Origin of the sequence: Parapedobacter koreensis (assembly GCF_900109365.1) — a bacterium.
Taxonomy (GTDB): domain Bacteria; phylum Bacteroidota; class Bacteroidia; order Sphingobacteriales; family Sphingobacteriaceae; genus Parapedobacter; species Parapedobacter koreensis.
Map to the genome: position 1 here is coordinate 608,494 of NZ_FNZR01000001.1, position 24,221 is coordinate 632,714.

24 protein-coding genes are annotated in these 24,221 nt (G+C 49.4%); 13 read left to right on the forward strand and 11 right to left on the reverse strand.

The features are described from left to right. The first annotated feature begins 5 nt into the window (after positions 1-5). The 4 genes from BMW65_RS02485 to BMW65_RS02500 all read left to right on the forward strand — a co-directional run bounded on the left by BMW65_RS02485 (position 6) and on the right by BMW65_RS02500 (position 5,339). Positions 6-359 carry a HesB/IscA family protein gene (locus BMW65_RS02485; protein ID WP_090602491.1) on the forward strand — a complete coding sequence of 118 codons (354 nt, stop codon included), beginning with the start codon at positions 6-8 and terminating at the stop codon, positions 357-359. A gap of 431 nt (positions 360-790) precedes the next feature. Then, positions 791-4,204 (forward strand): isoleucine--tRNA ligase, encoded by a 3,414-nt coding sequence (ileS, locus tag BMW65_RS02490; RefSeq protein ID WP_090602493.1) that lies wholly within the window; start codon positions 791-793, stop codon positions 4,202-4,204. A 4-nt stretch (positions 4,205-4,208) separates the two neighbouring features. Beyond that, positions 4,209-4,595 carry a TraR/DksA family transcriptional regulator gene (locus BMW65_RS02495; RefSeq protein WP_079715021.1) on the forward strand — a complete coding sequence of 129 codons (387 nt, stop codon included), beginning with the start codon at positions 4,209-4,211 and terminating at the stop codon, positions 4,593-4,595. 93 nt (positions 4,596-4,688) lie between these two features. Continuing rightward, a complete protein-coding gene (locus tag BMW65_RS02500; protein ID WP_090602494.1) occupies positions 4,689-5,339 on the forward strand; it encodes a lipoprotein signal peptidase in 651 nt (216 codons plus the stop codon). Between the two features lie 63 nt (positions 5,340-5,402). On the opposite strand, the gene gnd is transcribed toward BMW65_RS02500, so the two are convergent. Next, on the reverse strand, positions 5,403-6,857 hold the full coding sequence (gene gnd / locus BMW65_RS02505) for a decarboxylating NADP(+)-dependent phosphogluconate dehydrogenase (protein WP_090602496.1): 1,455 nt from the start codon (positions 6,855-6,857) through the stop codon (positions 5,403-5,405). Between the two features lie 200 nt (positions 6,858-7,057). On the opposite strand from gnd, the gene BMW65_RS02510 reads away from it, so the two are divergent. The 3 genes from BMW65_RS02510 (at position 7,058) to BMW65_RS02520 (ending at position 9,577) form a co-directional block, all read left to right on the forward strand. Then, positions 7,058-8,035, forward strand: a complete 978-nt coding sequence (locus BMW65_RS02510) for a glycoside hydrolase family 43 protein (protein ID WP_090602960.1) — start codon at positions 7,058-7,060, stop codon at positions 8,033-8,035. A gap of 69 nt (positions 8,036-8,104) precedes the next feature. Then, positions 8,105-9,037 (forward strand): SDR family oxidoreductase, encoded by a 933-nt coding sequence (locus tag BMW65_RS02515; protein WP_090602498.1) that lies wholly within the window; start codon positions 8,105-8,107, stop codon positions 9,035-9,037. 15 nt (positions 9,038-9,052) lie between these two features. Next, entirely contained in the window at positions 9,053-9,577 is a 525-nt protein-coding gene (locus BMW65_RS02520; RefSeq protein ID WP_090602500.1) for an acyl-CoA thioesterase, read from the forward strand. Positions 9,578-9,602: 25 nt separating this feature from the next. Here BMW65_RS02520 and BMW65_RS02525 read toward each other — a convergent pair whose 3' ends face one another. From BMW65_RS02525 to BMW65_RS02555, 7 genes are read right to left on the reverse strand one after another with little or no spacing between them, the layout of a single operon-like run. After that, entirely contained in the window at positions 9,603-9,815 is a 213-nt protein-coding gene (locus BMW65_RS02525; RefSeq protein ID WP_090602502.1) for a hypothetical protein, read from the reverse strand. Positions 9,816-9,860: 45 nt separating this feature from the next. Beyond that, a complete protein-coding gene (locus tag BMW65_RS02530) occupies positions 9,861-10,832 on the reverse strand; it encodes a 3-keto-disaccharide hydrolase (protein ID WP_245747467.1) in 972 nt (323 codons plus the stop codon). Between the two features lie 22 nt (positions 10,833-10,854). Then, positions 10,855-11,262 (reverse strand): EVE domain-containing protein, encoded by a 408-nt coding sequence (locus BMW65_RS02535; protein WP_090602505.1) that lies wholly within the window; start codon positions 11,260-11,262, stop codon positions 10,855-10,857. A 2-nt stretch (positions 11,263-11,264) separates the two neighbouring features. Further along, a complete protein-coding gene (gene gldC / locus BMW65_RS02540) occupies positions 11,265-11,615 on the reverse strand; it encodes a gliding motility protein GldC (protein WP_090602962.1) in 351 nt (116 codons plus the stop codon). 37 nt (positions 11,616-11,652) lie between these two features. Beyond that, entirely contained in the window at positions 11,653-11,901 is a 249-nt protein-coding gene (locus BMW65_RS02545) for a hypothetical protein (RefSeq protein ID WP_143053776.1), read from the reverse strand. After that, positions 11,898-13,250 carry a DEAD/DEAH box helicase gene (locus BMW65_RS02550; protein WP_090602508.1) on the reverse strand — a complete coding sequence of 451 codons (1,353 nt, stop codon included), beginning with the start codon at positions 13,248-13,250 and terminating at the stop codon, positions 11,898-11,900. The genes BMW65_RS02545 and BMW65_RS02550 overlap by 4 nt, the downstream gene beginning before the upstream one ends. A 54-nt stretch (positions 13,251-13,304) precedes the next feature. After that, the gene (locus BMW65_RS02555) at positions 13,305-13,655 is read right to left on the reverse strand and encodes a hypothetical protein (RefSeq protein WP_090602509.1); all 351 of its coding nucleotides are present in this window, start codon (positions 13,653-13,655) and stop codon (positions 13,305-13,307) included. A gap of 116 nt (positions 13,656-13,771) precedes the next feature. Between BMW65_RS02555 and BMW65_RS02560 the strand changes: the two genes are divergently transcribed. After that, entirely contained in the window at positions 13,772-14,959 is a 1,188-nt protein-coding gene (locus BMW65_RS02560; protein ID WP_090602511.1) for a glycosyltransferase family 4 protein, read from the forward strand. 19 nt (positions 14,960-14,978) lie between these two features. Here the strand turns inward: BMW65_RS02560 and BMW65_RS02565 are convergent, their stop codons facing one another. Together BMW65_RS02565 and BMW65_RS02570 are read right to left on the reverse strand one after the other, a co-directional pair. Then, positions 14,979-16,223, reverse strand: coding sequence for a dipeptidase (locus tag BMW65_RS02565; protein WP_218145325.1), 1,245 nt, complete (start codon positions 16,221-16,223; stop codon positions 14,979-14,981). A gap of 102 nt (positions 16,224-16,325) precedes the next feature. Beyond that, positions 16,326-16,739 carry a hypothetical protein gene (locus BMW65_RS02570; protein WP_090602514.1) on the reverse strand — a complete coding sequence of 138 codons (414 nt, stop codon included), beginning with the start codon at positions 16,737-16,739 and terminating at the stop codon, positions 16,326-16,328. A gap of 230 nt (positions 16,740-16,969) precedes the next feature. Between BMW65_RS02570 and BMW65_RS02580 the strand changes: the two genes are divergently transcribed. The 5 genes from BMW65_RS02580 to BMW65_RS02600 all read left to right on the forward strand — a co-directional run bounded on the left by BMW65_RS02580 (position 16,970) and on the right by BMW65_RS02600 (position 23,569). Next, on the forward strand, positions 16,970-18,433 hold the full coding sequence (locus tag BMW65_RS02580) for an alpha/beta hydrolase fold domain-containing protein (RefSeq protein ID WP_177180967.1): 1,464 nt from the start codon (positions 16,970-16,972) through the stop codon (positions 18,431-18,433). A gap of 52 nt (positions 18,434-18,485) precedes the next feature. Continuing rightward, positions 18,486-19,043: a TetR/AcrR family transcriptional regulator gene (locus BMW65_RS02585; RefSeq protein ID WP_090602518.1), complete on the forward strand. Its 558-nt coding sequence runs from the start codon at positions 18,486-18,488 to the stop codon at positions 19,041-19,043. A 52-nt stretch (positions 19,044-19,095) separates the two neighbouring features. Further along, the gene (locus BMW65_RS02590; RefSeq protein ID WP_090602520.1) at positions 19,096-20,004 is read left to right on the forward strand and encodes an NAD(P)/FAD-dependent oxidoreductase; all 909 of its coding nucleotides are present in this window, start codon (positions 19,096-19,098) and stop codon (positions 20,002-20,004) included. A gap of 149 nt (positions 20,005-20,153) precedes the next feature. Then, the gene (locus tag BMW65_RS02595) at positions 20,154-21,491 is read left to right on the forward strand and encodes a M16 family metallopeptidase (RefSeq protein WP_090602521.1); all 1,338 of its coding nucleotides are present in this window, start codon (positions 20,154-20,156) and stop codon (positions 21,489-21,491) included. 32 nt (positions 21,492-21,523) lie between these two features. After that, positions 21,524-23,569 carry a M16 family metallopeptidase gene (locus BMW65_RS02600; RefSeq protein WP_090602523.1) on the forward strand — a complete coding sequence of 682 codons (2,046 nt, stop codon included), beginning with the start codon at positions 21,524-21,526 and terminating at the stop codon, positions 23,567-23,569. 42 nt (positions 23,570-23,611) lie between these two features. On the opposite strand, the gene BMW65_RS02605 is transcribed toward BMW65_RS02600, so the two are convergent. Continuing rightward, positions 23,612-24,133, reverse strand: coding sequence for an NADPH-dependent FMN reductase (locus BMW65_RS02605; protein ID WP_090602525.1), 522 nt, complete (start codon positions 24,131-24,133; stop codon positions 23,612-23,614). Positions 24,134-24,221: the final 88 nt, after the last annotated feature.

The window sequence follows — 24,221 nt, forward strand, 5'->3', positions numbered from 1 at the left end:
AGCAGATGAGCACAGCAACACTTTCACCCACGGCACCATTGACCTTGACACCGGGCGCTATCAAGGAGCTTAAGAAGTTGAAAGAGCAACAGGAAATCTCGGATGATTTCGGATTGCGAGTAGGTGTTGAAGGCGGTGGTTGTGCCGGCATGAATTACATTTTGGGTTTCGACCAAAAGAAAGAGGGCGATTCCGAGTACAACATTGAGGGAATACGCATTTTCATGAATAAGGCGCATGGCTTGTATCTTGCCGGCATGGAGGTCGATTTTCGGAATGGCTTGGATGCCCGAGGCTTCACGTTCAACAACCCGAATGCAACCAGCACCTGTGGCTGCGGGTCATCGTTCTCGGCGTAATATCGTCTTAGCAACCCATTGCATTCACTGCTTTGCTGTTTTTAAAGGGTTTACCCTTTGATTAGCGGTTTTTTACCTGTTTCTTACCTTTCCTTTACCTCTTCCTTACCCCTCGCTTACCCTTTCCTTACCATTTCTTTACCCTTTCCTTACTCTTTCCTTACCTACAGGGTAATGCAACGGTATCTAATCGGTAACCCAGCTGTCTATGTGCTGTATTTAAAGGTATCCCGAGGAGTAATCATCGAGAACAAACCTTCCCCTCCATTCCTTTCCACCAGCGATTCAGGCTGTTGCAGACGAAACCTAGGAATTGGGAGCAAAGCGAACCGATTCCAGTTGAGGAGCAACCGCCTGAATCAAACCTTTCCTTTTTCCTTTCGTACTAATTCGCTATCTTTGCATCCTCATTTTTTGAATACAAACAATTGATGTACAAGGAATATAAGCAACTCAATTTACCCGAAATCGGCAAGGATATATTAGCCCGTTGGCAAGCGGAAAACATCTTTGAAAAAAGCATCACGCAACGTCCAGCAAGCAAGCCCTACACGTTCTATGAAGGCCCCCCGTCTGCCAATGGCATGCCGGGCATTCATCACGTCATGGCACGGGCTATTAAGGACATTTTCTGCCGCTACAAGACCCTCAAAGGTTATCAGGTAAAACGCAAAGGAGGCTGGGACACCCATGGCCTGCCCATTGAGCTTGCCGTGGAAAAAACCCTTGGCATCACCAAAGAGGATATCGGCAAAACCCTATCCGTGGCCGATTACAATGCAGCTTGCCGTCGGGAAGTGATGAAATACACCGATGTATGGAATGACCTCACCGAAAAAATGGGGTATTGGGTCGATCTGGAAAACCCATACATCACCTACAAAAATGAATATATCGAAACGCTGTGGTGGATATTGAAAGAATTTCATAAAAAAGGGCTGCTGTATAAGGGATATACCATCCAGCCTTATTCTCCTGCCGCAGGCACGGGGCTTAGCTCACATGAACTCAACCAACCCGGTACTTACCGGCCGGTAAAAGACACGACCGTCGTAGCCGAGTTCCGCATCAAGAAAGACCAAGTACATCCTGCTATGGCAGCGCTCTTCGAAGATGAAAATGAAGATACCGCCATCCTCGCCTGGACCACCACCCCTTGGACATTGCCTGCTAACAGTGCCTTGGTTGTGGGTAAGGATATTCGCTACGTCAAAGTACGCACCTTCAACCCATACACATTCGAGCCGGTCAGCGTAGTATTGGCGAAAGAACTGATAGGAAGGTATTTCAAGCCTGAAGGGCAAGCTATCTCACTAAAAGATTATAACCAAGGCGACAAAATCATCCCTTGGGAAATCCGTACTGAATTTTCAGGCTCCGAATTGCTCAATCTTCGGTACCACCAACTCCTGCCCTATGTCACCAATGAAGAACTGGAACAGCATGCTTTCCGTGTCATCGCGGGTGATTTCGTGACCATTGAAGACGGTACGGGCATCGTGCACTCATCAGCCACCTTCGGTGCCGATGACTTCCGAGTGAGCAAAGAAAACGACGTGCCGGGCGTCTTCGTGAAAGATGAAAACGGCAAGGAAGTACCCATTGTAGACAAACGTGGGCGCTTCGTCAAGGAAATTGGCGAATTTGGCGGCCGTTTTGTCAAAGAAGAATATTACAGCGACGCGGAGCGCGCGGCCGAGGGGTTCAAGCCCACCGACGTGCTCATCGCCATCAAACTGAAAGAAGAAAACAAGGCCTTCGAGGTCAAACGATACGAACACAGCTATCCGCATTGCTGGCGCACGGACAAGCCGATACTTTATTACCCGCTGGACAGCTGGTTTATCCGCACCACGGCAATGAAAGATGAGCTGGTAGCCCTCAACAAAACAATCAATTGGAAACCAGAAGCCACGGGTACAGGCCGCTTCGGCAACTGGCTGGAAAACCTGGTGGACTGGAACCTCTCGCGTTCACGCTTCTGGGGAACTCCCCTACCGATTTGGCGCAGCGAAGATGAAAACGAAGAAATCTGCATCGGTTCTATCGAGGAGTTGAAAGCGCGTATCGAAAGCAGCCTCGCTTCGGGCACGCTCAACGACGAAGAAAAAACGAAGCTACAGGAATACCTGCATAAATTCGGCACTGATGAATTGGATTTGCACCGACCTTATGTAGATGACATCGTACTGGTATCCGACGCCGGACAGAAGCTCTACCGCGAGCCGGATCTCATCGACGTCTGGTTTGATAGCGGTGCCATGCCGTTTGCGCAATGGGGGTTGGATCACAAAAAGTTGGCTGTCGGCAGCGACACACCATTCAAAACCGGTTTTGAAGGAGCTTATCCGGCCGATTTCATTGCCGAGGGAGTGGACCAGACACGTGGGTGGTTTTTCACGCTGCATGCCATCTCCACCATGCTGAGGCATTCCGTGGCTTTCAAAAACGTGGTCTCCAATGGCTTGGTCCTGGACAAAAACGGAAACAAGATGTCCAAGCGTTTGGGCAATGCCGTAGATCCGTTTACCACCATTGAAAAATACAGCGCCGATGCCACGCGCTGGTACATGATCAGCAATGCGTCCCCCTGGGACAACCTCAAGTTCAATGAGGAAGGGCTGGATGAGGTGCGCCGCAAATTCTTCGGGACGCTGTACAATACGTATGCGTTTTTTGCGCTGTATGCTAACATCGACAAGTTTGCCTATCAAGAGGCTGACCTACCTCTGGCTTCACGGCCCGAGATAGATCGCTGGATTAGCTCGCTGCTCAACAGCCTCACCAAAGAGGTAGACGGCTACTATGCGGATTTCGAGCCTACGAAGGCTGCCCGCGCAATACAGACGTTTGTAGACGAACACCTGAGCAACTGGTATGTCAGGCTGTGCCGTAGGCGCTTCTGGAAAGGTGAATATACCGAGGATAAAATCTCGGCTTATCAAACGCTCTATACCTGCCTTAATACGATTGCGAAGCTGATGTCACCCATCGCACCGTTCTTCAGCGATAGGTTGTATTTGGATCTGAACAATGCCACAGGCAAAGAACAAGCCGAATCGGTTCATTTGGCTGATTTCCCGGCATACCATGCGGATCTGGTAGACAAAGCGTTGGAAGAGCGTATGGCCCTAGCACAGGATATTTCATCGCTCACACTCTCGCTGCGCAAGAAGACCGGCATCAACGTAAGGCAACCGCTCAACAAAATCTTACTTCCCGTATTGGACGAGGATTTCCGGCAACAGGTCGAAAAGGTAAAAGATCTTGTCCTTTCTGAAACGAATATCAAAGAAGTCGAGTTTATCACAGACACCTCAGGCATCATCAAAAAGCGAATCAAGCCCAATTTCAAAACCCTGGGTCCGAAAGTGGGTAAAGACATGAAGTCCGTGGCGACGGCTATCCAAGCATTCACGCCGGAAGATATTGCCGTATTGGAACATGACGGTCAAATCGCAATACGCAACACACCATACACCATTCAGCTCACCGATGTCGAAATCATTGCTGAGGATGTGGCCGGATGGCAGGTAGCTAATCTTGGTAAACTCACAGTGGCCCTGGATATCCACATCACACCGGAACTGAAAAATGAAGGCATTTCCCGCGAATTAGTCAATCGCATCCAGAATCTCCGTAAAGAACGTGGGTTTGAGGTAACGGATCGGATTAACGTGAGTTTGACCAATATACCGGATATTACCGAAGCCGCAACGGTTAATTTATCTTATATTCGCACCGAGATATTGGCAGACTCTTTGATATTTGAGGATACCCTTGTCAACGGTGACACTATAGAAATTGCGGAAAGGGAATTGAACGTTTTAATTGAAAAAGTGTAAAAATATGGCAAATAACAGCGAAAAAACACGGTATAGTGATGCAGAGTTGCAAGAGTTTAAGGAAATTATTTTGGAAAAACTCCGTGTAGCCAAAGAGGAACTGTCAGCCTTGACCAAATCGTTGAACGCTAGCAACGCCAATGGAACTGACGATACGGCAGGAACATTCAAGACCCTAGAAGATGGCTCTGCCACGTTGGAGAAAGAGCAGACCAACCAATTGGCTGCCCGGCAGAAAAAATTCATCGACAACTTAGAAGCTGCATTGGTACGCATTGAAAACAAAACCTACGGCATTTGCCGTGAAACCGGCAAGCTCATCCAAAAGGAACGCCTTCGTGCCGTACCGCATACGACATTGAGCATGGAAGCCAAGTTGAAACAATATTAGAACCAGCTATCGGCTTTCAGCTATCGGCTTCCGGCTTTATTGAATAGGCTGGATGGTTGATAGCTGAAAGCTGATTGGCCGACAGCTAAAACTATGAAAGGCTATACCAAACCCCTTATACTGATCGCTTCAGTACTGCTGATAGACCAGCTTTCCAAATTTTGGATTAAGCTCAATATGTCCCTTGGACAAGAATACAAAATTTTGGGTAATTGGTTTATCATTCACTTTACCGAGAATAATGGCATGGCCTTCGGCCTCGAATTTGGCGGTGAATCCGGTAAATTGGCCTTATCCCTGTTTCGCATAGCAGCGGTTATCGGAATAGGATATGGCTTGCATTACATGATCAAGCATAAATACCATCGGGGTTTCATTCTCAATGTAGCATTGATATTTTCCGGAGCAATGGGCAATATCATCGATTCGACGTTTTATGGCCTGATTTTCAGCGAAAGCACTTGGTTTGAGACCGCTAAGCTTTTCCCTGCCGGGGGTGGCTATTCCAGCTTGCTCCACGGCAAGGTAGTGGACATGTTATATTTCCCCATCATCTCTGGAACATTTCCTACGTGGTTGCCGCTATGGGGCGGCGACGATTTTTTGTTTTTCCGACCAGTATTTAACATTGCCGATTCTGCGATTACCGTAGGTGTAGCGCTTATCCTGCTTTACCAAAAACGTTATTTTAAGGAAGAAGTCGTCGAGCCAGAAAGCTATAATAGCGAAGTGGTGGAGGATTGATCAAGCGCGCGGCAAGAATAACTTGACGCGCGCTTACTATTAATGGCAATATAATTACCCGTTTTACACATCATAGGTGGTGGAAGATGTCTCTCCGCCCCTACCTGTCCAGTTCGTATGGAAGAATTCCCCCCGGGGCTTATCCACCCGTTCGTAGGTATGCGCACCGAAATAATCCCGTTGAGCTTGCAGCAAGTTGGCCGGCAGCCGTTCGCAGCGGTACCCATCGTAGTAAATCAATCCAGCACTGATACACGGCACAGGAATACCATTGGTAATCGCCGACGCCACCACTTTCCGCCATCCACTTTGGGCGGCTTGTATTTTCTCCTTAAAGAAATCATCCAATATCAAATTGGGCAAGGCGGGATTTTTATCAAACGCTTCCTTGATTTTACCAAGGAATGCCGAGCGGATGATGCAGCCTTCACGCCACATCAAGGCGATACTTCCATAGTTGAGCTCCCAGCCATATTCTTTGGCCGCTACAGCCATCATCTGGAAGCCCTGTGCATAGGAAATCACCTTGGCAGCATACAGGGCATCGCGTAGGTCATTGATGAACGCCTGCCTGTCACCATCAAACGACGGCGTAGGCCCGTGTAGCACGTTAGAAGCGGCCACACGCTCGTCTTTCAGTGCCGATAAACACCGGGCAAAGACCGATTCGGCGATCAGCGTGAGGGGCACGCCCAAGTCGAGCGCTACCGTACCCGTCCATTTGCCCGTTCCCTTCTGTCCGGCGGTATCGAGGATTTTGTCTACCAACGGCAAGCCGTCCTCATCCTTGAACGCCAGGATGTCCCGCGTAATTTCAATCAGGTAGCTATCCAACTCCCCTTCATTCCATTCTTTAAACACTTCGTGCATCTCGTCGGGTGTCATGCCCAGCACCTCTTTCATGATGTGGTATGTTTCATTGATAAGCTGCATATCGCCATATTCGATGCCGTTGTGTACCATCTTGACAAAATGCCCGGCACCACCAATGCCCACCCAATCGCAGCAGGGCGTACCGTCAGCCACTTTAGCGGCGATGGCCTGGAAAATTGGTTTAATGGCCGGCCATGCTGCGGCCGATCCGCCCGGCATAATGGAAGGTCCCAAGAGCGCTCCTTCTTCGCCACCGGACACACCGGTACCGATGTATAATAGCCCCTTGCTCTCCACATACTTGGTGCGGCGTTCCGTATCCGGGAAATGGGAATTTCCCCCATCAATGATGATGTCGCCCGGCTCCAAATGGGGAATCAGTAATTCGATGAAGTCATCAACAGGCTTTCCCGCTTTGACCATCAGCATGATTTTGCGGGGTGTTTTAAGTGAGCCGATTAAATCCTCGATGGAGGTGGCCCCATAAATGTTTTTGCCTTTTGCCCGGCCATTGACAAAACGTTCTACTTTATCCACTGTACGGTTGTAAGCCGTCACATGAAAGCCTTTGCTTTCCATATTGAGAATGAGGTTTTCCCCCATCACAGCGATACCAATGACGCCTATATCGGATTTGTCTTGCATATATATCTCCTTTTGTTCCCAAAGTTATGCTTTACGCATTACGAAAAAAACAAAAAAAGAAAAATGTGATTATTATGATATCGGCGCTAAACCCGCTATCGCGGTTGGGAAGCAGAACATTAACATATTTTATTTGCCCTGCGGCTGTTCAAAATTCTAAATCAAAATGTATTTTAGCGCCAAACAAACCCGGATATCCGATGAATACATTTCGTACATACTGCACCCTGTCCCTTGCATGGCTTTGTATAGCCGGCCTTACGCAACCCCTGTTTGCCCAGCAAAATCCCATCATTCCCGGCTGGTACGCCGATCCGGAAGGCATCGTCTATGGCGATCGGTTTTGGGTATACCCTACCTATTCTGCCCCTTATGAAGAGCAAGTCTTCTTCGATGCCTTTTCTTCTCCGGATCTCGTCAACTGGACCAAGCATCCGCGCATCATCGATACGGCGGAAGTCAAATGGGCCAAGCGGGCCATGTGGGCTCCCGGCGTGCTGGAAAAAGACGGCAAATACTATTTCTTCTTTGCGGCCAATGACGTACACGAAGGGCAGGTCGGCGGCATTGGGGTAGCCGTAGCTGACAGGCCCGAGGGGCCATTCAAAGACCTACTGGGTAAGCCGCTCATCAATGACATCGTAAATGGCGCACAGCCCATCGACCAGTTTGTATTCAAAGACAAAGACGGCACCTATTATATGTATTACGGCGGATGGCGGCATTGCAACATCGTCCGGCTGAATGACGACTTCACCGGCTTAGTGCCTTTCGACGATGGCGAGATCTACAAAGAAGTGACCCCTGAAAGCTATGTAGAAGGGCCGTTCATGTTCATGCGGAATGGCAACTATTACTTCATGTGGTCCGAAGGCGGCTGGGGCGGCCCCCACTATAAAGTAGCGTACGCTATCGCGGACTCCCCTTTCGGCCCGTTTAAGCGGGTCGCCACCATCCTGGAGCAAGATCCCGAAATCGCTACCGGTGCGGGCCACCACTCCGTCATTCAGGTACCCGGCAATGACCAATGGTATATCGTATACCATCGCCGCCCATTGGATAAGAAAGGCGCTAACGAACGGGTGACCTGTGTGGACGAAATGCACTTTGACGAAGACGGCTACATCATGCCCGTCCAGATGACGCATACTGGCGTACGCCACCCACTCCGCAACTAACGCCAGTTTTAGGCTTATATAGCGCAAAAGTATCTTATCTTTGGGCGCGCAACTTTTTGACAAACGGATATGATTGCTGGCTCACCTTTACATACAAAAAAAATCCTCGTCACGGGAAGCAATGGCTTGCTAGGCCAAAAAATTACGGATTTGGCACTTCCTGGTGCGGCCATTGAACTGATAGCCACCTCCAGGGGCGAAAACCGCCATCCCACAAAGGAAGGTTATCGGTATATCGACCTGGATATCCTCGACGAGTCGCGGCTTCGGGATGTCATTGCCGAATACAGGCCGGAAGTCATCATCAACACGGCAGCAATGACCAACGTAGACACTTGCGAACATGACCCCGAAGGTTGCCACCAGTTAAATGTGGTCGCCGTGGCTCAACTGGTTTCATTGAGCGAAGAATTCGGCATCCATTTTATCCACCTATCTACTGACTTTATCTTTGACGGCGAAGACGGTCCTTACGCGGAGGATGATATACCGCGCCCGTTGAGCCTGTATGGCCAAAGCAAGCTGGACGCCGAGCATATCATCCAACAGTCGAGTTGCAAATGGGCCATCCTGCGTACCATACTGGTATATGGCGTGGTGGCCGATATGAGCCGGAGTAATATCGTATTGTGGGCCAAAGGCGCACTGGAAAAAGGGCAGCCGCTCAAGGTGGTGAATGATCAATGGCGTACGCCTACATTGGCAGAGGATTTGGCGGAGGCCTGTATCCTCGCCGCCACGAAGGGAGCCGAAGGCATCTACCACATTTCCGGCAAAGACATGTTCGCCATCCATGAACTGGTGGCAGCAGTGGCCGATTACTGGGGCCTTGATAAATCCCTGATTGGCGAGGTGAGCTCCGATACATTGAACCAAGCCGCACCTCGGCCTAAACGGACGGGCTTCCTATTGGATAAGGCCCGCACCGTGCTGGGATATGAGCCCCACAGTTTTTCAGAGGGACTAGCGTTGGTGGATCGGCAACTAAAAAACAAAAAATAATCTCATTTTTGCAGCATGACTCAGAAGTTTGCCCACGAATCCTTCACCGTTATGAATGAATTGGTGCTCCCTAATGACACCAATACACTGAATAACCTCATGGGCGGCCGCCTGCTCCATTGGATGGACATCGCCGCCGCCATTTCCGCCCAAAAGCATTGCAACCGCATCGTGGTGACGGCATCCGTGGATAATGTGTCCTTCAAGCATCCGGTAAAACTGGGTGACGTCATCAGTATCGAAGCCAAGGTCACCCGCGCATTCAATACGTCTGTAGAGGTACGTCTCGTGGTGTGGGCACAGAATATTCCATCCGGCACCAAAATACGGTCAAACGAAGCTTTTTACACGTTTGTAGCCATTGACCAAAATGGCCGGACAATCACCGTACCCCAATTGGTGCCCGAAACGGATGATGAAAAAAAATTGTACAATGAAGCGCTCCAGCGCCGCGAACTCCGGTTGATATTGGCCGGGAAGCTGAAGCCAAAAGACGCAAAAGAACTTCAACAGCTATTTAAGGAAGTAGTAAAAGACTAAGTTATCAGCCAGATAGCTGCTATCCTTATCTTCTCCGCGGGACAAGCAGCAGGACTACACCAGCTACCAGAATGATTCCCCCCACGTAAGGAGGCCAGTTGACCTGCTCCTCTTTATCGGCGGTAACCTCCAGAGAGCCGATATCCACCACTTTTTCCTCGCGGGTAAACGAAAAGCCGGTCCATACCAGCATGAGTGCACCAACAACGATTAAGATAATTCCAACTGTCTTTGCCATACGGTTTGCTTTTTGAGTATCCAACAAAGACAGCCGGAAAATGTTTTATTTCGCGGGCGTGATGGTGATTTTCCTGAATTCCACGGGACCGTGGTCGCCTTGGATGTAGATAGGCCCCGGATCGCCTTCGTTGCTATCCAATGCACCGCCAGTAATGCCTGGAATCTCTTGGTTGGCTATTACGGTCTTGCCATTGGCTACGATAGTGACCATCCGGCCCACCAACGTAATGTCAAAGGCCTGCCATTCACCGGGGCTTTTAGCAGCAATTTCACTGGGCGTAAGGAACCCGTAGACGCCTCCATAAAGCACATTGGAAGGATGTTCATCTTTCGGGGTATCCATAATCTGCACTTCATGGCGCCCACGCAGGTATATTCCGCTGTTGCTTCCCGCAGGGTACCTGAACTCGACGTGCAGTTTGAAGTCGGTGAATTTGGCCTCGGAAATCAGGTTGGATCCCGAGCGTGGGCTGGTCAATATCCCATCGCGTACGACCCATTGGTTTTCACCAAGGGCCCTCCATCCGTTCAGGTCTTTACCATTAAATAATTCAATAGGATTGGCCCATACCGGTTCGGCCGAACGCACCAGATAAGGTGCTTTTACGCCTTCCCATGAGTAGGATTTGCCATCGGGTTTTGTGACGGTACCTTCAATTCCTGGGCCGACGAGCCTACCCGATACCACCAGATCGCCACCTCCCTGTTCCCACTGCGGTGGAATGCTGAACGAAAATGCGCCGTTTTCAATCACCACTTCCGAAACCGGTCGGGCACTGCCCTCTGTACTTACGAAACTGCCTACCAGCGTATGATTTCCGGATAACTTGACCTCCAGCCACGAAGGCGCAGGCTTACCGTTTCGATCAATGGTAATATCCCAGCGTCCAATGAGTTCTTTGCCGGGCACATTTTGTGCTTGTGCATACGTGCAGCAGGTGTTCAAGGACAATGCTGCCGTGAGTGCAGCAACCAATGCTGGCGTAAGCGTAGCTTGTAACATACGGTGATACATGGTTAATGATTTACAATAAACGTTATTCATTCGCGAGTTGTACGATACGGTCAAATTCCTCCCGTGCGAGCGGCATTACCGACAGTCGCCCCTGGCGCACCAACGCTATGTTTTGGAGCAACGAATCTGCTTTGATCGTTTCAAGCGTGATGGGTTTCTTCAGGGTTTCCACGGGTGCCAAATCCACTACCACCCAACGTTCATCGGTTGTAGTAGGATCTTGGTAGTGCTCCTTCACCACTTTGGCAATGCCTACTACTTCCTTGCCCTCATTGCTGTGGTAAAACAACACCAAATCGCCTGCTTTCATAGCTTGCAAATTGTTGCGTGCCTGATAGTTGCGCACACCGTCCCAAAAGGTTTGCTTGTCCTTGAGGAATTGTTGCCAGCTGTATTTGAACGGTTCTGATTTTACGATAAAGTAGTTCATGCTTAGTTTTGCTTTTGCGTCACTTCCATCTTTTCGGCAAAATGGTCACAATAGTCGCGCAAATCGCCGATGACCGCTTTTGCCACCGCATCCTCTCCTGCAGCACGGATGAAGGTATCGCCCAATGTTTGCAAGGTTTCATAGAAAAAGCGTTTCATCTCATCCAATGGCATATCCTTTGTCCATAGATCGATACGCAACGAGTTTTTATAGTGATGATCCCATAAGGCGAGAAACATGGCTTTGGCCGGCAGGGCTTCCTTATTTTCGCCATCGGTCGATTCCCAGTTAATATTATCCGGCACGTTGTTGTCGTCCAGTTCAATAGTCAGTTTTATTTCTGCTTTTTTCATGCTTAGTTTTAGTTTAGCGTTATCCGCGTTCCATACCTTACCATACATTCATTATCCAAATCGCCAGCACCACAAATACCACAAACACACTCTCGGCCATCCACACTCGTTTGATGCTGCGCAGCATCAACCTAAAAAACTGGTCGGCTGCCACCAATATCAGCAAAAGTAACAAAAACCAACCAATGGTACCCATACCAATTTCGCCGGCAACTAGCTGCCATAGCAACCAAGTCATCAGTAACGCCGACGCGATATTCAGTGGTGTAATCCGCAGTGATCTCATCGTTTTTTCCAGCTCGGCTTCGGTTTGCCTGCATTTCCCCCTCGTTTTGCAACCCGCTGGAATTGGCCGGTTTTTTTTTGTTTGCCAACGTTTTGCTTGGCAGCCTTTTTTTCGTGGAAAGCTCCTTTGAAATCCGGATTGTCCTTACGTTTCTGCGCATCAATCTCCCGTGCGATGGCTTGCCGTTCGTCAAACCCGGTTTCTGCTATCGCGACCCCTTCGGGGATATCGGATACCGGAATCTGTTGGCGGATTAATTTTTCGATTTTATCGATATAATACGCTTCTGCAGGATTGCAGAAGGTGATGGCATCCCCTGTTTGGAATGCCCTGCCCGTACGGCCTATACGGTGTACATAATCCTCAATGACGATGGGTACGTCAAAATTGATGACGTGGCTCACATTGCTCACGTCCAGTCCACGCGCTGCCACGTCCGTGGCGACCAATATCCGGATATCCCCTTCCTTAAATGCGTTGATGGAATTTATGCGCGTGTTTTGTCCTTTATTGGCATGGATTACCCTGACATTCTCCGTACCATACTTTCGTTCGACAAAGCTGAATACATTGTCTGCCACCATCTTGGTTTTGCAAAACACGATGAGCCGGTGCAAAGTATCATCATCTTTGAGCAAATATTGCAGCAAATTGATTTTGGTCTTGAGGTTGGGCACATAATACAGCATTTGCCTTACCGTCTGTGCAGGTGTAGCCTGCTCACTCACTTCCACGATGGTAGGGAATGCCAGAAAGTCACCTGCGATCTTATGTACCAGCTCACTCATGGTCGCCGAGAAGAGCAGGTTTTGCCGTTTACGGGGTACCACCTCCAATATCCGGTGCAGCTTGCTGATGAAACCCATATCCATCATCTTATCGGCCTCATCCATCACGAGTACCTTCAGTGATTTGGTGACGATATGCCCAGCTAGATACAGGTCGAGAAACCGACCCGGTGTAGCCACGATGATATCTACACCCTGTTCCAGTGTGGCGATTTGCGTCTTGGGGCCGAGGCCACCATAGAGTACCACCGTACGCAGATCCGTGTATTTTGCAAATAAACGGATGTTTTCTTCAATTTGCATGGCCAGTTCGCGTGTCGGCGAAAGGATAAGCGCCCGTGCATCGTTGCCCTGGGCGTAATTGAGCTTCATCAGGATAGGCAGCACGAAAGCCGCAGTTTTGCCCGTACCGGTCTGCGCAATACCCATCACGTCCTGCCCGGCCAGCGCCGGAGGAATGGCCTTTTGCTGAATAGGAGTTGGCGTGGTGTACCCCGCTTCCTCAATCGCATTCAGGATTTGCCTGTTGAACTTGAAATCCGAAAAGGTATTCCGCTCCATCCGGCAAAGATAGGGAATCAATCCAATGTTTGCGTGAATCCTTCTCGTCCATTTTCAACCCGACCGCTTCACCAGCAATACCTCATCGCTATCTAACAACAGGTAGCCGTATTCGTAGCAAAAGCGGTATTGGTGGCCTTTACCTGTCTCGTACATATCGGTGATGTAATCAAAATTAAATCCTTCTTTAACCAGCGTTTTCCACCTCACTTTTACCTTTCCCTCGGGATTGAGGGTTTCGAGGATTCTTCGGTTGCGTTTCAGGATGCCATTCACTTTTCGGAGATAGCTATTTTCTTCGGCGTTACGCCTGTTGTTGTAGTTGCTGCGGCAAGCATCATCGCAGAATTTTTTATCTGCGCGGCCAGCAAGCAGCTCCCCGCAATCCAAACATTTTCTTTCCATAGGTAATGGTTATGTTTGACAATCGTGCCTAGATGATGCTTTAAAGATAAGGATTTTACCTTAAAACGCAATAACGCCTGCACATTTCGTAGCTTTGCCTACTTTACGGTTGCCCCATGCGCATACTCATCATACACAACCACTATCAGGATCCCGGCGGCGAGGATGTGGTTTTCGAGCAGGAACGGAGTTTATTGGCTTCCACGGAAACCGTTTCATCGATCACGTTCGACAACCGAAAAGGGTGGCAGGGAGTATGGCAGACTTTATGGTCGCCATGGAACATATGGGCCGCACGACGGATAAGACAGGCAATACGGCAGCATCAACCCGACGTTGTCCACATCCATAACCTACACTATGCCATTGGCCCTATTGCCATCCGCGCGGCCAAACGGATGGGCATCCCGGTCGTGATGACGTTGCACAATTACCGCCTACTCTGCCCTTCGGCCACCCTATTTTACAACGGAAAGCTGTTTACCGCAAGTATACGTGCACAATATCCTTGGAGAGCCGTCCGCTTGGGTGTACACAGCCATTCCATGTTCAAAACATTTTGGCTGGCTACCACCACCTGGCTACATAAAAAAATAGGCACCTGGCAACTGGTCGATCGTTACATCGCATTGACGGATTTCGCTCGACAATTATTTGTCGATTCATCCCTCGGGATACCTGCGGAAAAATTCATGGTAAAACCGAATTTCGTGGCAGACGTCCACCAAGCGACACAACCACGGGAAAAACACATGCTATTCATCGGTCGCCTTACAGAAGAAAAAGGCATCTCGGTATTGCTGGAGGCATTCAAGGGTACGGATTTCCAGCTACGGATTGCAGGCAATGGTCCCCTACGGGATAAAATCAGGGATACCGCGGGAAAACATGCTAACATTACCTACCTTGGCGCGCTAGGACGGGCAGCCATCGATAGCCAGCTGGCCAGTTGCACAGCCCTCGTTTTTCCCTCGATTTGGTACGAGGGCATGCCCATCACGCTACTGGAAGCCTTCGCTACGGGCACGCCTGTCATCGCCAGCGATTTGGGAGCCATGCAGTCCATGGTATACGAAGGACAAAATGGGGTTAGCTTTCCAGTCGGTGACGCACAAGCCTTGCGCCAAAAGATGGGGCAGTGGCTTGCTATGGATGATGCATCCAGGCAACGTATTGGCAATGGTGCTCGGCTTACGTATGAGCAGCTTTACACCGCCAAACGGAACAAAACCCTGCTGTTGGATATTTATCGTTCAGCAATCCTTTCAATGCCATCCGATGACCTTGCCGGGTCGGGAACATAACAGATTCTTACGAAGTGGGTTACCCCCTGTTCAACTCCGCAGCTACGCGCTGGGCCTCCTTCATCACACGGAAAAAATTGCCGCTCCATATTTTTTTAATGTCTTCCTCGCTGTAACCACGTTTGACCAGCTCATAGGTAATATTGCCCATTTCGCTTACATCGTACATACCCGTGACACCACCGCCACCGTCCAAGTCAGGGCCAATTCCTACATAATCCACACCCACGAGTTTCACGATGTGGTCGATATGATCCACCACCATCTGCAAGGTAGCCGGCTGTTCCGGGAATTGTTTGTTGAGTTCCTGCATTTCCGCAGCCCTCGCTTGTTGCTGCGCTTCAGTGAGGTCAGCACCCCTTGGATACTTCTCACGAAGTGCCTGCATGGCTTTAGCCCGCTTGGGGTCACCTGCTTTCAGGTAACCGCTGAGCATATTCATCTGAATCACCCCGCCTTTAGCTGCTATCGCCTTGATCTGGTCATCTGTCAGGTTGCGCGGATGATTAAACAACGCCCTTGCCGAGCTGTGTGTGGCCACGATCGGTGCAGCCGAAAGTTCGAGGCAATCCCATACGGTGCCATCGGACGTATGCGATACATCCACGATCATACCCAGCCGGTTCATTTCCTTGACCACCTCAACACCGAAGGGGCTAAGCCCATCGTGCTCCGGCCCTTTCGCGTCAGTTGATGAATCACAGATGTCATTATTGCTGGTGTGACATAGCGTCATGTACCGGGCGCCGAGGTCATAATACGTTTTCAGGAGCGACAGGTCGTTGCCGATGGCCCATCCATTTTCCACTGCGGTGAACACCGAGAACTTACCTGCTTTTTTCAACGCCATCGCTTCCTCGGGCGTAGTAGCCAGTCCGGCGATATTGGGGTGGTCATCCGCAATGTGATGCACAATGTCAAAAAGCTCCAGTGCGAGTTTCTTGGCACCGGCGTTGCCTTCGGGTGTACGGGCTCCCTGACCCAGGTATACGGCAAAAAACATGGCGTCCATACCCCCCTTTTTTATTCGCGGGAAGTCTACCCGGGATCCGGAAGCGCGGGGATTATGTTCTTCGGCCACGTCAAAATCCGGCCGTGAATGCATGAGCATCGGCAGGTCACAATGCGTATCGAGTGTCAATGCTGAGGCATGGATAGCCGTGGCCTTGGCCTTGATTTGTGGATCGTCATAGGTTTGAGCGAAAACGGCGATGGTTGACAACATAATACTGCCCAAGGCAGCAGGCGAAGCAATCTTATTCATAAAAAGTCTTGTCGATTTGGTGTCGTTCTTAATTTCTGCCACTAAAATTAAGTAAAGATTGCCAGTTCACACCTTCTTTTCACAAAAATGTTATAAAAATTATCACCAGTCAGCCAGTTCCTGCTCAATGTGGCTCAATAGCTGAACGTCTTCGAAGTCAATTTGACCGGTTGCCGCATGCCCTTGCATTAAAAGCGCTTTCGATCGCGCCAAAAGCATCCATTTTTCTTCGCCGGAGGATTGCCGCATGGCATCATGGTACAGCAATAGGGCCAACGGCCTGAGTTGATGAGGCTCCAACGTCGCGACAATTTCAGGGAGGTTTTGCACGGGCTGTTGGAGGATGCCTTGACGTTTGGTACCAAAGTATTCCTCATAAAGCGCGGCCATTTCATCTTGCACATCGGGCAAGGCATCATCCAAGGCTTGGCTATTCTTCCCTTTAACCCGTTCAAGTGCCTCGAAAAAGCGTTTAATCAGCCGCTCAATATAGTCCTCCCTACGCGATTGGTACATCGTCTATTTCCTTTCAAAAACAAATCCATTCAATGCCTGCCGTTGCTTTCTCCATTAGCATTCGGCAGTTGTTCAAGAATAAGCAATTTTTTTGTTTATCGGAAATCCCTTGATAGACCAAGCTGGACTTTTGAGCAAACGGAATTGAACTCCTCACAAAAATCCAGTGGCCTTGAGTGCGATAGTTTTGCATGCAAATGATTGAGCAGTTAAAATTAAATCACAAAACGATGAAAACGCGATCACTTTTTTCGGCATCATTATTCGCCGCCCTATTCACAACCGGTTGTGCAAGCAAATTTCCGATGACCGAGAGCCAGCAGGCTTCCATGAGCCAAGCTGCCGTAGATACCTTAAAGACGTTTAAAGACATTCGCATCCCTTTAATCAATCCGTCGGATAACATGATTTTGAAAATCCGCAACCAGTTTGCCCAGTTAGAAAAGGTGCAATTGGCGCAAAACATGGATGAGCTTAAGCCCACCATTACCGACACACTTATTGACGGCGTGAAGGTACACGTGATTACACCCCAAACCCTCAAACCGGAAAATCGCGATAAGATCGCCTATTATATCCATGGTGGCGGCTATGTCATGGGCTCAGCCACCGACCAGACCGGGTTGCTCATGGCGCATGAGCTGGGTTTGAAAACTTATTCCCTTGACTATACGCTCGCGCCGGAAGCTAAATTCCCTACAGCGCTGAATGAAGCCCTCTCCGTCTATAAATACCTCGTAGGTCAGTATGATCCGAACAAGATCGTGGGTTATAGCACCTCTTCGGGATGTGGGCATATGATGGGTATGCTACTGAAAGCCAAAGAAGAAAGCCTGCCGATGATTAATTCCATTGCACTGTTATCCCCAAGCTTGGATGTATCGGGCGTGGGCGATTCGTACGTGGCAAACGACGGCAGGGATCTACTGGGATTGAAAAACCAAGGCGACAAGCTGTACATCCCCCCATTTACCGGCATTAAAGACAAAAGCGATCCGAGATTGAAAAATCCCTTGCTGTCACCGGTTTATGGAACCTATACGTCCGATTTTCCGGCGACCATCATCAACACATCTACCCGCGATCTATTTTTAAGCAATTCATCACGCTTGTACTGGAAACTGAAGGCGGCCGACGTACCTGCCCAGTTGGACGTTGCCGAAGGGATGTGGCATGCGTTCACCGTATATAAAACCATTCCCGAGGCCATAGCCGCCCGGAAATCCGCCATTGATTTCCTGTTCCGCTCGTTGAATACAAAAAAAATCGCCCAAACGAATGAACAGCTGGCCAATATAGCTCTTGTAAAAACCTTCGTCGCGGAAGTAATCAATGAAGGGAATATCGAAAAAGTAGATGAACTATGGACTAAAGACATGAAGTGGCATTACAGTGAAACTACCCTCAATGGCATCGATGCATATAAAGCTTCACTCAAGGCCAGTATCGGTGGTGCATTCAAGGATATGCACCTGGAAATCCTGGATATTGTACCAAATGGCGACAAGGTGACCCTGTATTTTACCAATAGCGGATGGAATGTGGGTTCGTTTAACGGCATACCACCCACCAACAAATTCGCCAAATGGCATGGCATGGGCCTTTACCGTATCGCTGGCGGCAAAATTGCCGAGGCATGGTTCAGCGAAGATCTATTGGGCGTGTATGAGCAATTGGGGTGGATTGGTTTATGACACCCCAATGTCACATTTCTGAGAAATTAATCCTATTCTTGTGCCATTATTTATGATACAAGACACGAAACAACGAATTGTAGACACTGCCATCGCCGTATTCAATGACGACCAGTCGGCTCCATTGGAAAAAGTCGCCGAAAAGGCGCTGGTGACACGGCGGACACTCCATCGCTATTTTAAAGATCGCAGTGAATTGCTTACCGCTTGCAGCAAAGACATCCGCAAGCGGTGCAGCGAAGCCATGGCCGCCGCCCTCGATAATCCGGGCGACTCCTTGTCCCGGTTGGAACAGCTATTGTATGCTGCAATAGATTGCGGAGCGAAGTATGCCTTCTTTCATAAATTGCATAATAGCGATACACACGACCACCACAGCACCAATGACGACTGTGCGGCTTATGAAGCTATGTACCGCCGTTTCCTACAATTCGTTGTACACCTACAAGACCAAGCAATCGTCAGCAAGCACGTCACTGCCGAATGGGTGTACTGTTTTTTCAGTGGCGTGGTCAATACCGCTGTAAAGGCTGATCATGCGGGAGCAGTGGCCAAAATGAACCAAAAGCAATTTGCTTGGTTTTCGTTTAGCAGGGGCATCGGCATTTAAAAAATTTTATAACACCATGTCTCATTTTCGAGACATTTATAGTTATCCTCATATGCAACAGCAAACAAACTTTGACGTAGTAATCGTTGGCGGCAGCTACGCAGGCCTCGCCGCCGGCATGGCACTGGGCCGATCCATACGCCGGGTGCTCATCATTGACGGCGGTAAGCCCTGCAACGCGCAGACACCCCACTCCCACAATTTCCTTACCCAAGATGGCAATACACCGGCTGGCATTGCCACACTTGGCCGCGAACAAGTGCTCGCCTATCCAACGGTACAAATTATACAGGACGAGGCAATCGATGTCTCCGGCGAAAACCTGGATTTCCGAATTGAAACGGCTGCGGGAACACGGATAATAGCTAAAAAAGTACTATTCGCTACCGGCATCAAAGACCAATTGCCTGCAATCGATGGCTTTGCTGCGTGCTGGGGCATATCGGTGATACATTGCCCCTACTGCCATGGCTATGAGTATCGCAATGAACCCACCGGCTTATTGGCCAATGGCGAAATGGCCTTCGAAAAAAGCCGCTTGATAGCCAACTGGACTAAGCAACTCACCGTATTTACCAATGGCGAGCCCACCATTTCAGACGACCACGCCAAGCAACTCGCAGCCATGGATATTGCCATCGTGACCGCCCCGCTACAACAAGTCGTGCACACAGCGGGTCACCTGAACCATATCGTATTGGCAGATGGCAACAAATTTGCCCTGACGGCATTGTATGCCGCTGTCCCGTTCGTGCAGCACTGTCCCTTGCTGGAACAACTGGGCTGTGAATTACTGGAGTCCGGACATGTCAAGGTAGATGGTTTCCAAAAAACTACGGTACCGGGGATTTATGCTGCCGGTGATAACGTCACCAAGATGCGCAGTGTGGCATCAGCCGTCGCTGGGGGCACCACGGCAGGCGCATTTATCAACCATGAGCTGATAAGTGAGGGATATTGAAGACATCAGCAAATAGCCAACTGAAACCCAGCGTTTAAAACCTGTGGTTATGCAAAAGTGTAACAATAAGCCTGCTTTTTCATCCAATAATAGTAAACTTGCATAACGTTTAGTCGACGCTTAAGTTCTTTTAACCAAAAATATCACATATGAAGAAAACGCTATCCATTACCGCGTTTGTCGGCCTGTTGCTTTGCAATGGAGTCATTGCAGATGCCCAGAACCGCATTGAATTCAAGGAATTCAAGCTCGATAATGGCCTCACCGTACTGATGCACCAAGACAATACAACGCCTATTGTGGCCGTATCGGTGATGTACCATGTGGGCTCAAAAAACGAAAATCCCGAACGGACGGGATTTGCGCATTTCTTTGAACACTTGCTGTTCGAGGGTACCGAAAATATCGGACGCGGCGAATACATGAAAAAAATCGAGTCCATTGGTGGCACGCTCAATGCTTATACTTCAAATGATATCACCTACTATCATGAAGTGGTACCGGCAAATTATCTCGAAACAGCGCTCTACATGGAAAGTGAGCGGATGCTACATGCCAAGATTGACACCGTAGGTGTAGAAACCCAGCGCAACGTAGTAAAAGAGGAAAAAAGGCAGTCCTACGACAACCGTCCGTACGGCACTATCTTGATGGAAACGTTTAAACGCACCCATCAGGTACATCCTTACAACTGGACGGTCATCGGTTCAATGGAACACTTGGATGCGGCTACACTGGATGAATTTATGCAGTTTTACCGGACATACTATGTACCCAACAATGCCGTTCTTTCCATTGCTGGCGACATTGACTACAACCAAGCGGAAACTTGGGTACGCGAATATTTCTCCGAAATACCGGTTGGCACCGGCACCATCAACCGGCCGAATATAACGGAACCCAAGCGCACACAGGAAATAAGCGACGTCGTGTACGACAATATCCAGCTGCCTGCCGTCATCCTGGCGTACAACCTGCCACAAAAAAAACACCAGGACTCTTATGCGCTGAGCATGCTCTCTACTTACCTCACCGGAGGGAACAGCTCACTGCTGACCAAAGAGGTAGTGGATAAGCAGCAGAAAGCCATAGGCGTAGCGGCATTCCCGCTTGACCTCGAAGACGGTGGTGTGCTGCTGACCTATGCCATCGCCAATATGGGGATATCGGCAGACACGTTGCAACAGGCGCTTGACGAGCAGATCGAAAAAGTCATCGCCAACGGCATATCGGAAAGTGATTTTCAGAAACTGCAAGCGCAGGTGGAAAACGCCGTGGTGAGCCGCCATGCATCCGTGGCCGGGATAGCGGAAAGCCTTGCCGAGGCGAAAACCTTCTTCGGCGATGCCGACGAGGTAAACCATGAAATGGAGAAGTACAACAAGGTGACACGTGAAGATATTCAACGGGTAGCGCAGCAATACCTGGCCAGAGAAGGCCGCGTGGTCTTGCGCTATTTACCGAAATCTGAAGAACCGAAACAGTAACCGCTTATTTTCAAGCTAACGAAATCAACAACATGAAGAAAATCAGCATATATCTATTGGCCTTGGCCGGCACCTGCACCACAGCTTTCGCACAGGTAGACCGTAGCAAGTACCCCGAACCGGGCCCGGCTCCGCAAATCAACATCGGCGATCCGGCCACCTTTACATTGGACAATGGCTTGAAGGTGTTCGTCGTGGAAAACCACAAGCTGCCACGGGTGACGTATTCACTCGTGATCGACCGCGACCCCATCCTGGAAGGCGATAAAGCAGGGCTCACCTCCCTCGCTGGCGACATGCTCATGGGCGGCACGGCCACGCGCAGCAAAGATGAACTCGATGAGGCCATTGACCGTATCGGTGCACGCATCAGCGCTTCTTCTACCTCGGCAAGTGCATCTTCATTGAAAAAGTACAACGGCCAGTTGCTTGAACTGTTTGCCGATGTATTGTTCAACCCCGTATTTCCTCAATCGGAGCTCGACAAGCTGAAAAAACAACTGATCTCATCGCTGGCGGCTGCCAAAGATGATCCCAATAGCATCATCGGCGTTGTACGGAATGCGGCTATGTATGGCAAAGATCATCCCTATGGGGAAACTGAAACGGAAAAGACGGTAGAAAACCTGCAAGTGGCCGATTTCAGAAATTATTACAGTACCTATTTCAAACCCAATGTGGCCTACTTAGCCATCGTGGGTGACATCACGGCGGCTGAAGCCAAAGAACTGGTGGGCCAGTATTTCGCTGGCTGGCAAAAGGGAGACGTACCCAAGCACGAGTGGTCGGCTCCGCAGCCACTACAAGGCAATAAGGTCGTGGTGGCAAACCGATCGGCAAGTGCCCAATCGGTCATCAACGTGGGCTATCCGCTTGATTTGAAACCCAATAACCCGGATGTCATCGCCGTCAATGTGGTAAGCCGCGTGCTTGGTGGCGGTTCGTCCGGACGCCTGTTTCTCAACCTTCGGGAAGATAAAGGATACACTTATGGCGCTTATGGCGGCATTACGCCAGACAAGCTGGTGGCTACACTCAATACCAGCGCTTCCGTGCGCAACTCGGTGACCGACAGCGCTACCCGGGAGTTTATTCATGAACTGGACAGGCTACGCGAAAAAACCATCACCCAGGAGGAGCTTGACCTTGCAAAGGCAGCCCTCGCCGGCAGCTTCGGCCGGTCATTGGAGCAGCCTTCTACGATTGCCAGCTTTGCCATCAATACCGAGTTGCAGAAGCTGCCAAAAGACTACTATAAAAACTACCTCAAAAACATGGATGGCATTACCTTGGCCCAAATCAATGATATTGCTGCTAAATATGTGCGCAACAGTGGCCTGCAAATCACTATTGTGGGTAAAGCGGATGATTTTGCGGACAAGATGGGTGCCTTTGGTGACGTGCAGTTTTATACCGTCACCGGCGATCCGGAAGTAAAAGTAGCCATTACCGATGCGAGCGTCACGGCCGAAGGTGTCATTGAAAAATACATCGAGGCCATAGGCGGCCGTGAAAAGCTGGCGGCCGTAAACAGCATCCGGCTAATAAGTGAAGCGGAAATACAGGGAATGGCCATTACCATCGAACAGCTGGTGGATAAGACCAAAGGCATCGCCGTACAAAACACCAAGCTTGGCGCTCAGGTATTGTCCAACGTGCGTGTCACCAAAGACAAGGTAACGGTATCCGCCCAAGGGCAATTACAGGAGCTTCCCGCTGAGGCAGCAGCAGCCTACCAAGCATTGCTGGAAATCTTCCCCGAACTTTCCTATCAAGAAAAAGGTGCTCAGCTGGAGTTGGATGGAATTTCCAAGGTGAATGATGAGGATGCTTACAAGGTGAAGGTAACCCAGGGCGGCAATACGTCCACGGAATATTTCAGCGTAGCGACCGGCCTCAAATTGAAGACAGAAAGCCCACTTTCAGGCGAAACTACCGTGGACAACTATGCTACTTATGACGGTATCCAGTTGCCAGAAACCATTACCGTCGTGAACCAGATGGTACCCATGCCCCTGAAAGCCGTGACCAAAGAAGTGGTCATCAACGGCGAAATCAGCGATGAAGAATTGAAATAGGATTTTTAGCCGGTTCCGTGGGCTTGCCGCCGGCGGCACCGGCTAAAACCTAATAAACTCTTCAATCTGCTCATTGGTAAACCGTACAGTATCTTCCTTGTACAAGTTGCCTTCGGTGTCAAATTCATTAAAAATATGAGGGATGTGGATGCGCAACGGCAATACATGTAGCCGTACGTAATGGCAGACACCCGTAAAATGGTCTACCCCCCGGATGTTGCCATATTTACCGCTGGAGAGCCCCACCAATGCGGCTTTCTTATTAAAAAAACTATCGGGAAACTTGCAAGCATCCACAAAGGTTTTCAAAATCCCCGGAAAGCTTCCATTGTACTCGGGGATTACAAAAATGAATTTCTCCGTAGCATTGATACGTTCTTGATACGGGAGGAAAGCATCGCTCCGGGTTTTGTACATATCAGCCGATATAAAGTCTACTGATAAATCCGTTAACGAGAGGATATGGGCCGGTACTCCTTTCTTCAGGAGCTGATGTTGATAATAACTGGAAAGCTTAAACGTATTACTATGAGGGCGGTTTGTCCCGGATATAATGGTAATCATAATGGATTAAATTAAAAAGCGTATCTTAGCCCCTTGTATTTAGCATGGCTGAAAAGCTTAAAAGTACAAATTAATGAAATTTTTCATC

Bases quoted from the DNA above. Each gene is read 5' to 3' on its own strand.
- BMW65_RS02560 (WP_090602511.1), top strand. From the start codon at position 13,772: ATGCGCATACTCATCATACACAACCACTATCAGGATCCCGGCGGCGAG.
- BMW65_RS02530 (WP_245747467.1), bottom strand. From the start codon at position 10,832: ATGTATCACCGTATGTTACAAGCTACGCTTACGCCAGCATTGGTTGCT.
- BMW65_RS02500 (WP_090602494.1), top strand. From the start codon at position 4,689: ATGAAAGGCTATACCAAACCCCTTATACTGATCGCTTCAGTACTGCTG.
- BMW65_RS02520 (WP_090602500.1), top strand. From the start codon at position 9,053: ATGACTCAGAAGTTTGCCCACGAATCCTTCACCGTTATGAATGAATTG.
- BMW65_RS02565 (WP_218145325.1), bottom strand. From the start codon at position 16,223: ATGAATAAGATTGCTTCGCCTGCTGCCTTGGGCAGTATTATGTTGTCA.
- BMW65_RS02535 (WP_090602505.1), bottom strand. From the start codon at position 11,262: ATGAACTACTTTATCGTAAAATCAGAACCGTTCAAATACAGCTGGCAA.
- BMW65_RS02580 (WP_177180967.1), top strand. From the start codon at position 16,970: ATGAAAACGCGATCACTTTTTTCGGCATCATTATTCGCCGCCCTATTC.
- BMW65_RS02605 (WP_090602525.1), bottom strand. From the start codon at position 24,133: ATGATTACCATTATATCCGGGACAAACCGCCCTCATAGTAATACGTTT.
- BMW65_RS02590 (WP_090602520.1), top strand. From the start codon at position 19,096: ATGCAACAGCAAACAAACTTTGACGTAGTAATCGTTGGCGGCAGCTAC.
- BMW65_RS02570 (WP_090602514.1), bottom strand. From the start codon at position 16,739: ATGTACCAATCGCGTAGGGAGGACTATATTGAGCGGCTGATTAAACGC.
- gldC (WP_090602962.1), bottom strand. From the start codon at position 11,615: ATGAAAAAAGCAGAAATAAAACTGACTATTGAACTGGACGACAACAAC.
- BMW65_RS02515 (WP_090602498.1), top strand. From the start codon at position 8,105: ATGATTGCTGGCTCACCTTTACATACAAAAAAAATCCTCGTCACGGGA.
- BMW65_RS02510 (WP_090602960.1), top strand. From the start codon at position 7,058: ATGAATACATTTCGTACATACTGCACCCTGTCCCTTGCATGGCTTTGT.
- BMW65_RS02485 (WP_090602491.1), top strand. From the start codon at position 6: ATGAGCACAGCAACACTTTCACCCACGGCACCATTGACCTTGACACCG.
- BMW65_RS02595 (WP_090602521.1), top strand. From the start codon at position 20,154: ATGAAGAAAACGCTATCCATTACCGCGTTTGTCGGCCTGTTGCTTTGC.
- BMW65_RS02545 (WP_143053776.1), bottom strand. From the start codon at position 11,901: ATGAGATCACTGCGGATTACACCACTGAATATCGCGTCGGCGTTACTG.
- BMW65_RS02555 (WP_090602509.1), bottom strand. From the start codon at position 13,655: ATGGAAAGAAAATGTTTGGATTGCGGGGAGCTGCTTGCTGGCCGCGCA.
- BMW65_RS02525 (WP_090602502.1), bottom strand. From the start codon at position 9,815: ATGGCAAAGACAGTTGGAATTATCTTAATCGTTGTTGGTGCACTCATG.
- BMW65_RS02600 (WP_090602523.1), top strand. From the start codon at position 21,524: ATGAAGAAAATCAGCATATATCTATTGGCCTTGGCCGGCACCTGCACC.
- BMW65_RS02585 (WP_090602518.1), top strand. From the start codon at position 18,486: ATGATACAAGACACGAAACAACGAATTGTAGACACTGCCATCGCCGTA.
- gnd (WP_090602496.1), bottom strand. From the start codon at position 6,857: ATGCAAGACAAATCCGATATAGGCGTCATTGGTATCGCTGTGATGGGG.
- ileS (WP_090602493.1), top strand. From the start codon at position 791: ATGTACAAGGAATATAAGCAACTCAATTTACCCGAAATCGGCAAGGAT.
- BMW65_RS02495 (WP_079715021.1), top strand. From the start codon at position 4,209: ATGGCAAATAACAGCGAAAAAACACGGTATAGTGATGCAGAGTTGCAA.
- BMW65_RS02550 (WP_090602508.1), bottom strand. From the start codon at position 13,250: ATGGAGCGGAATACCTTTTCGGATTTCAAGTTCAACAGGCAAATCCTG.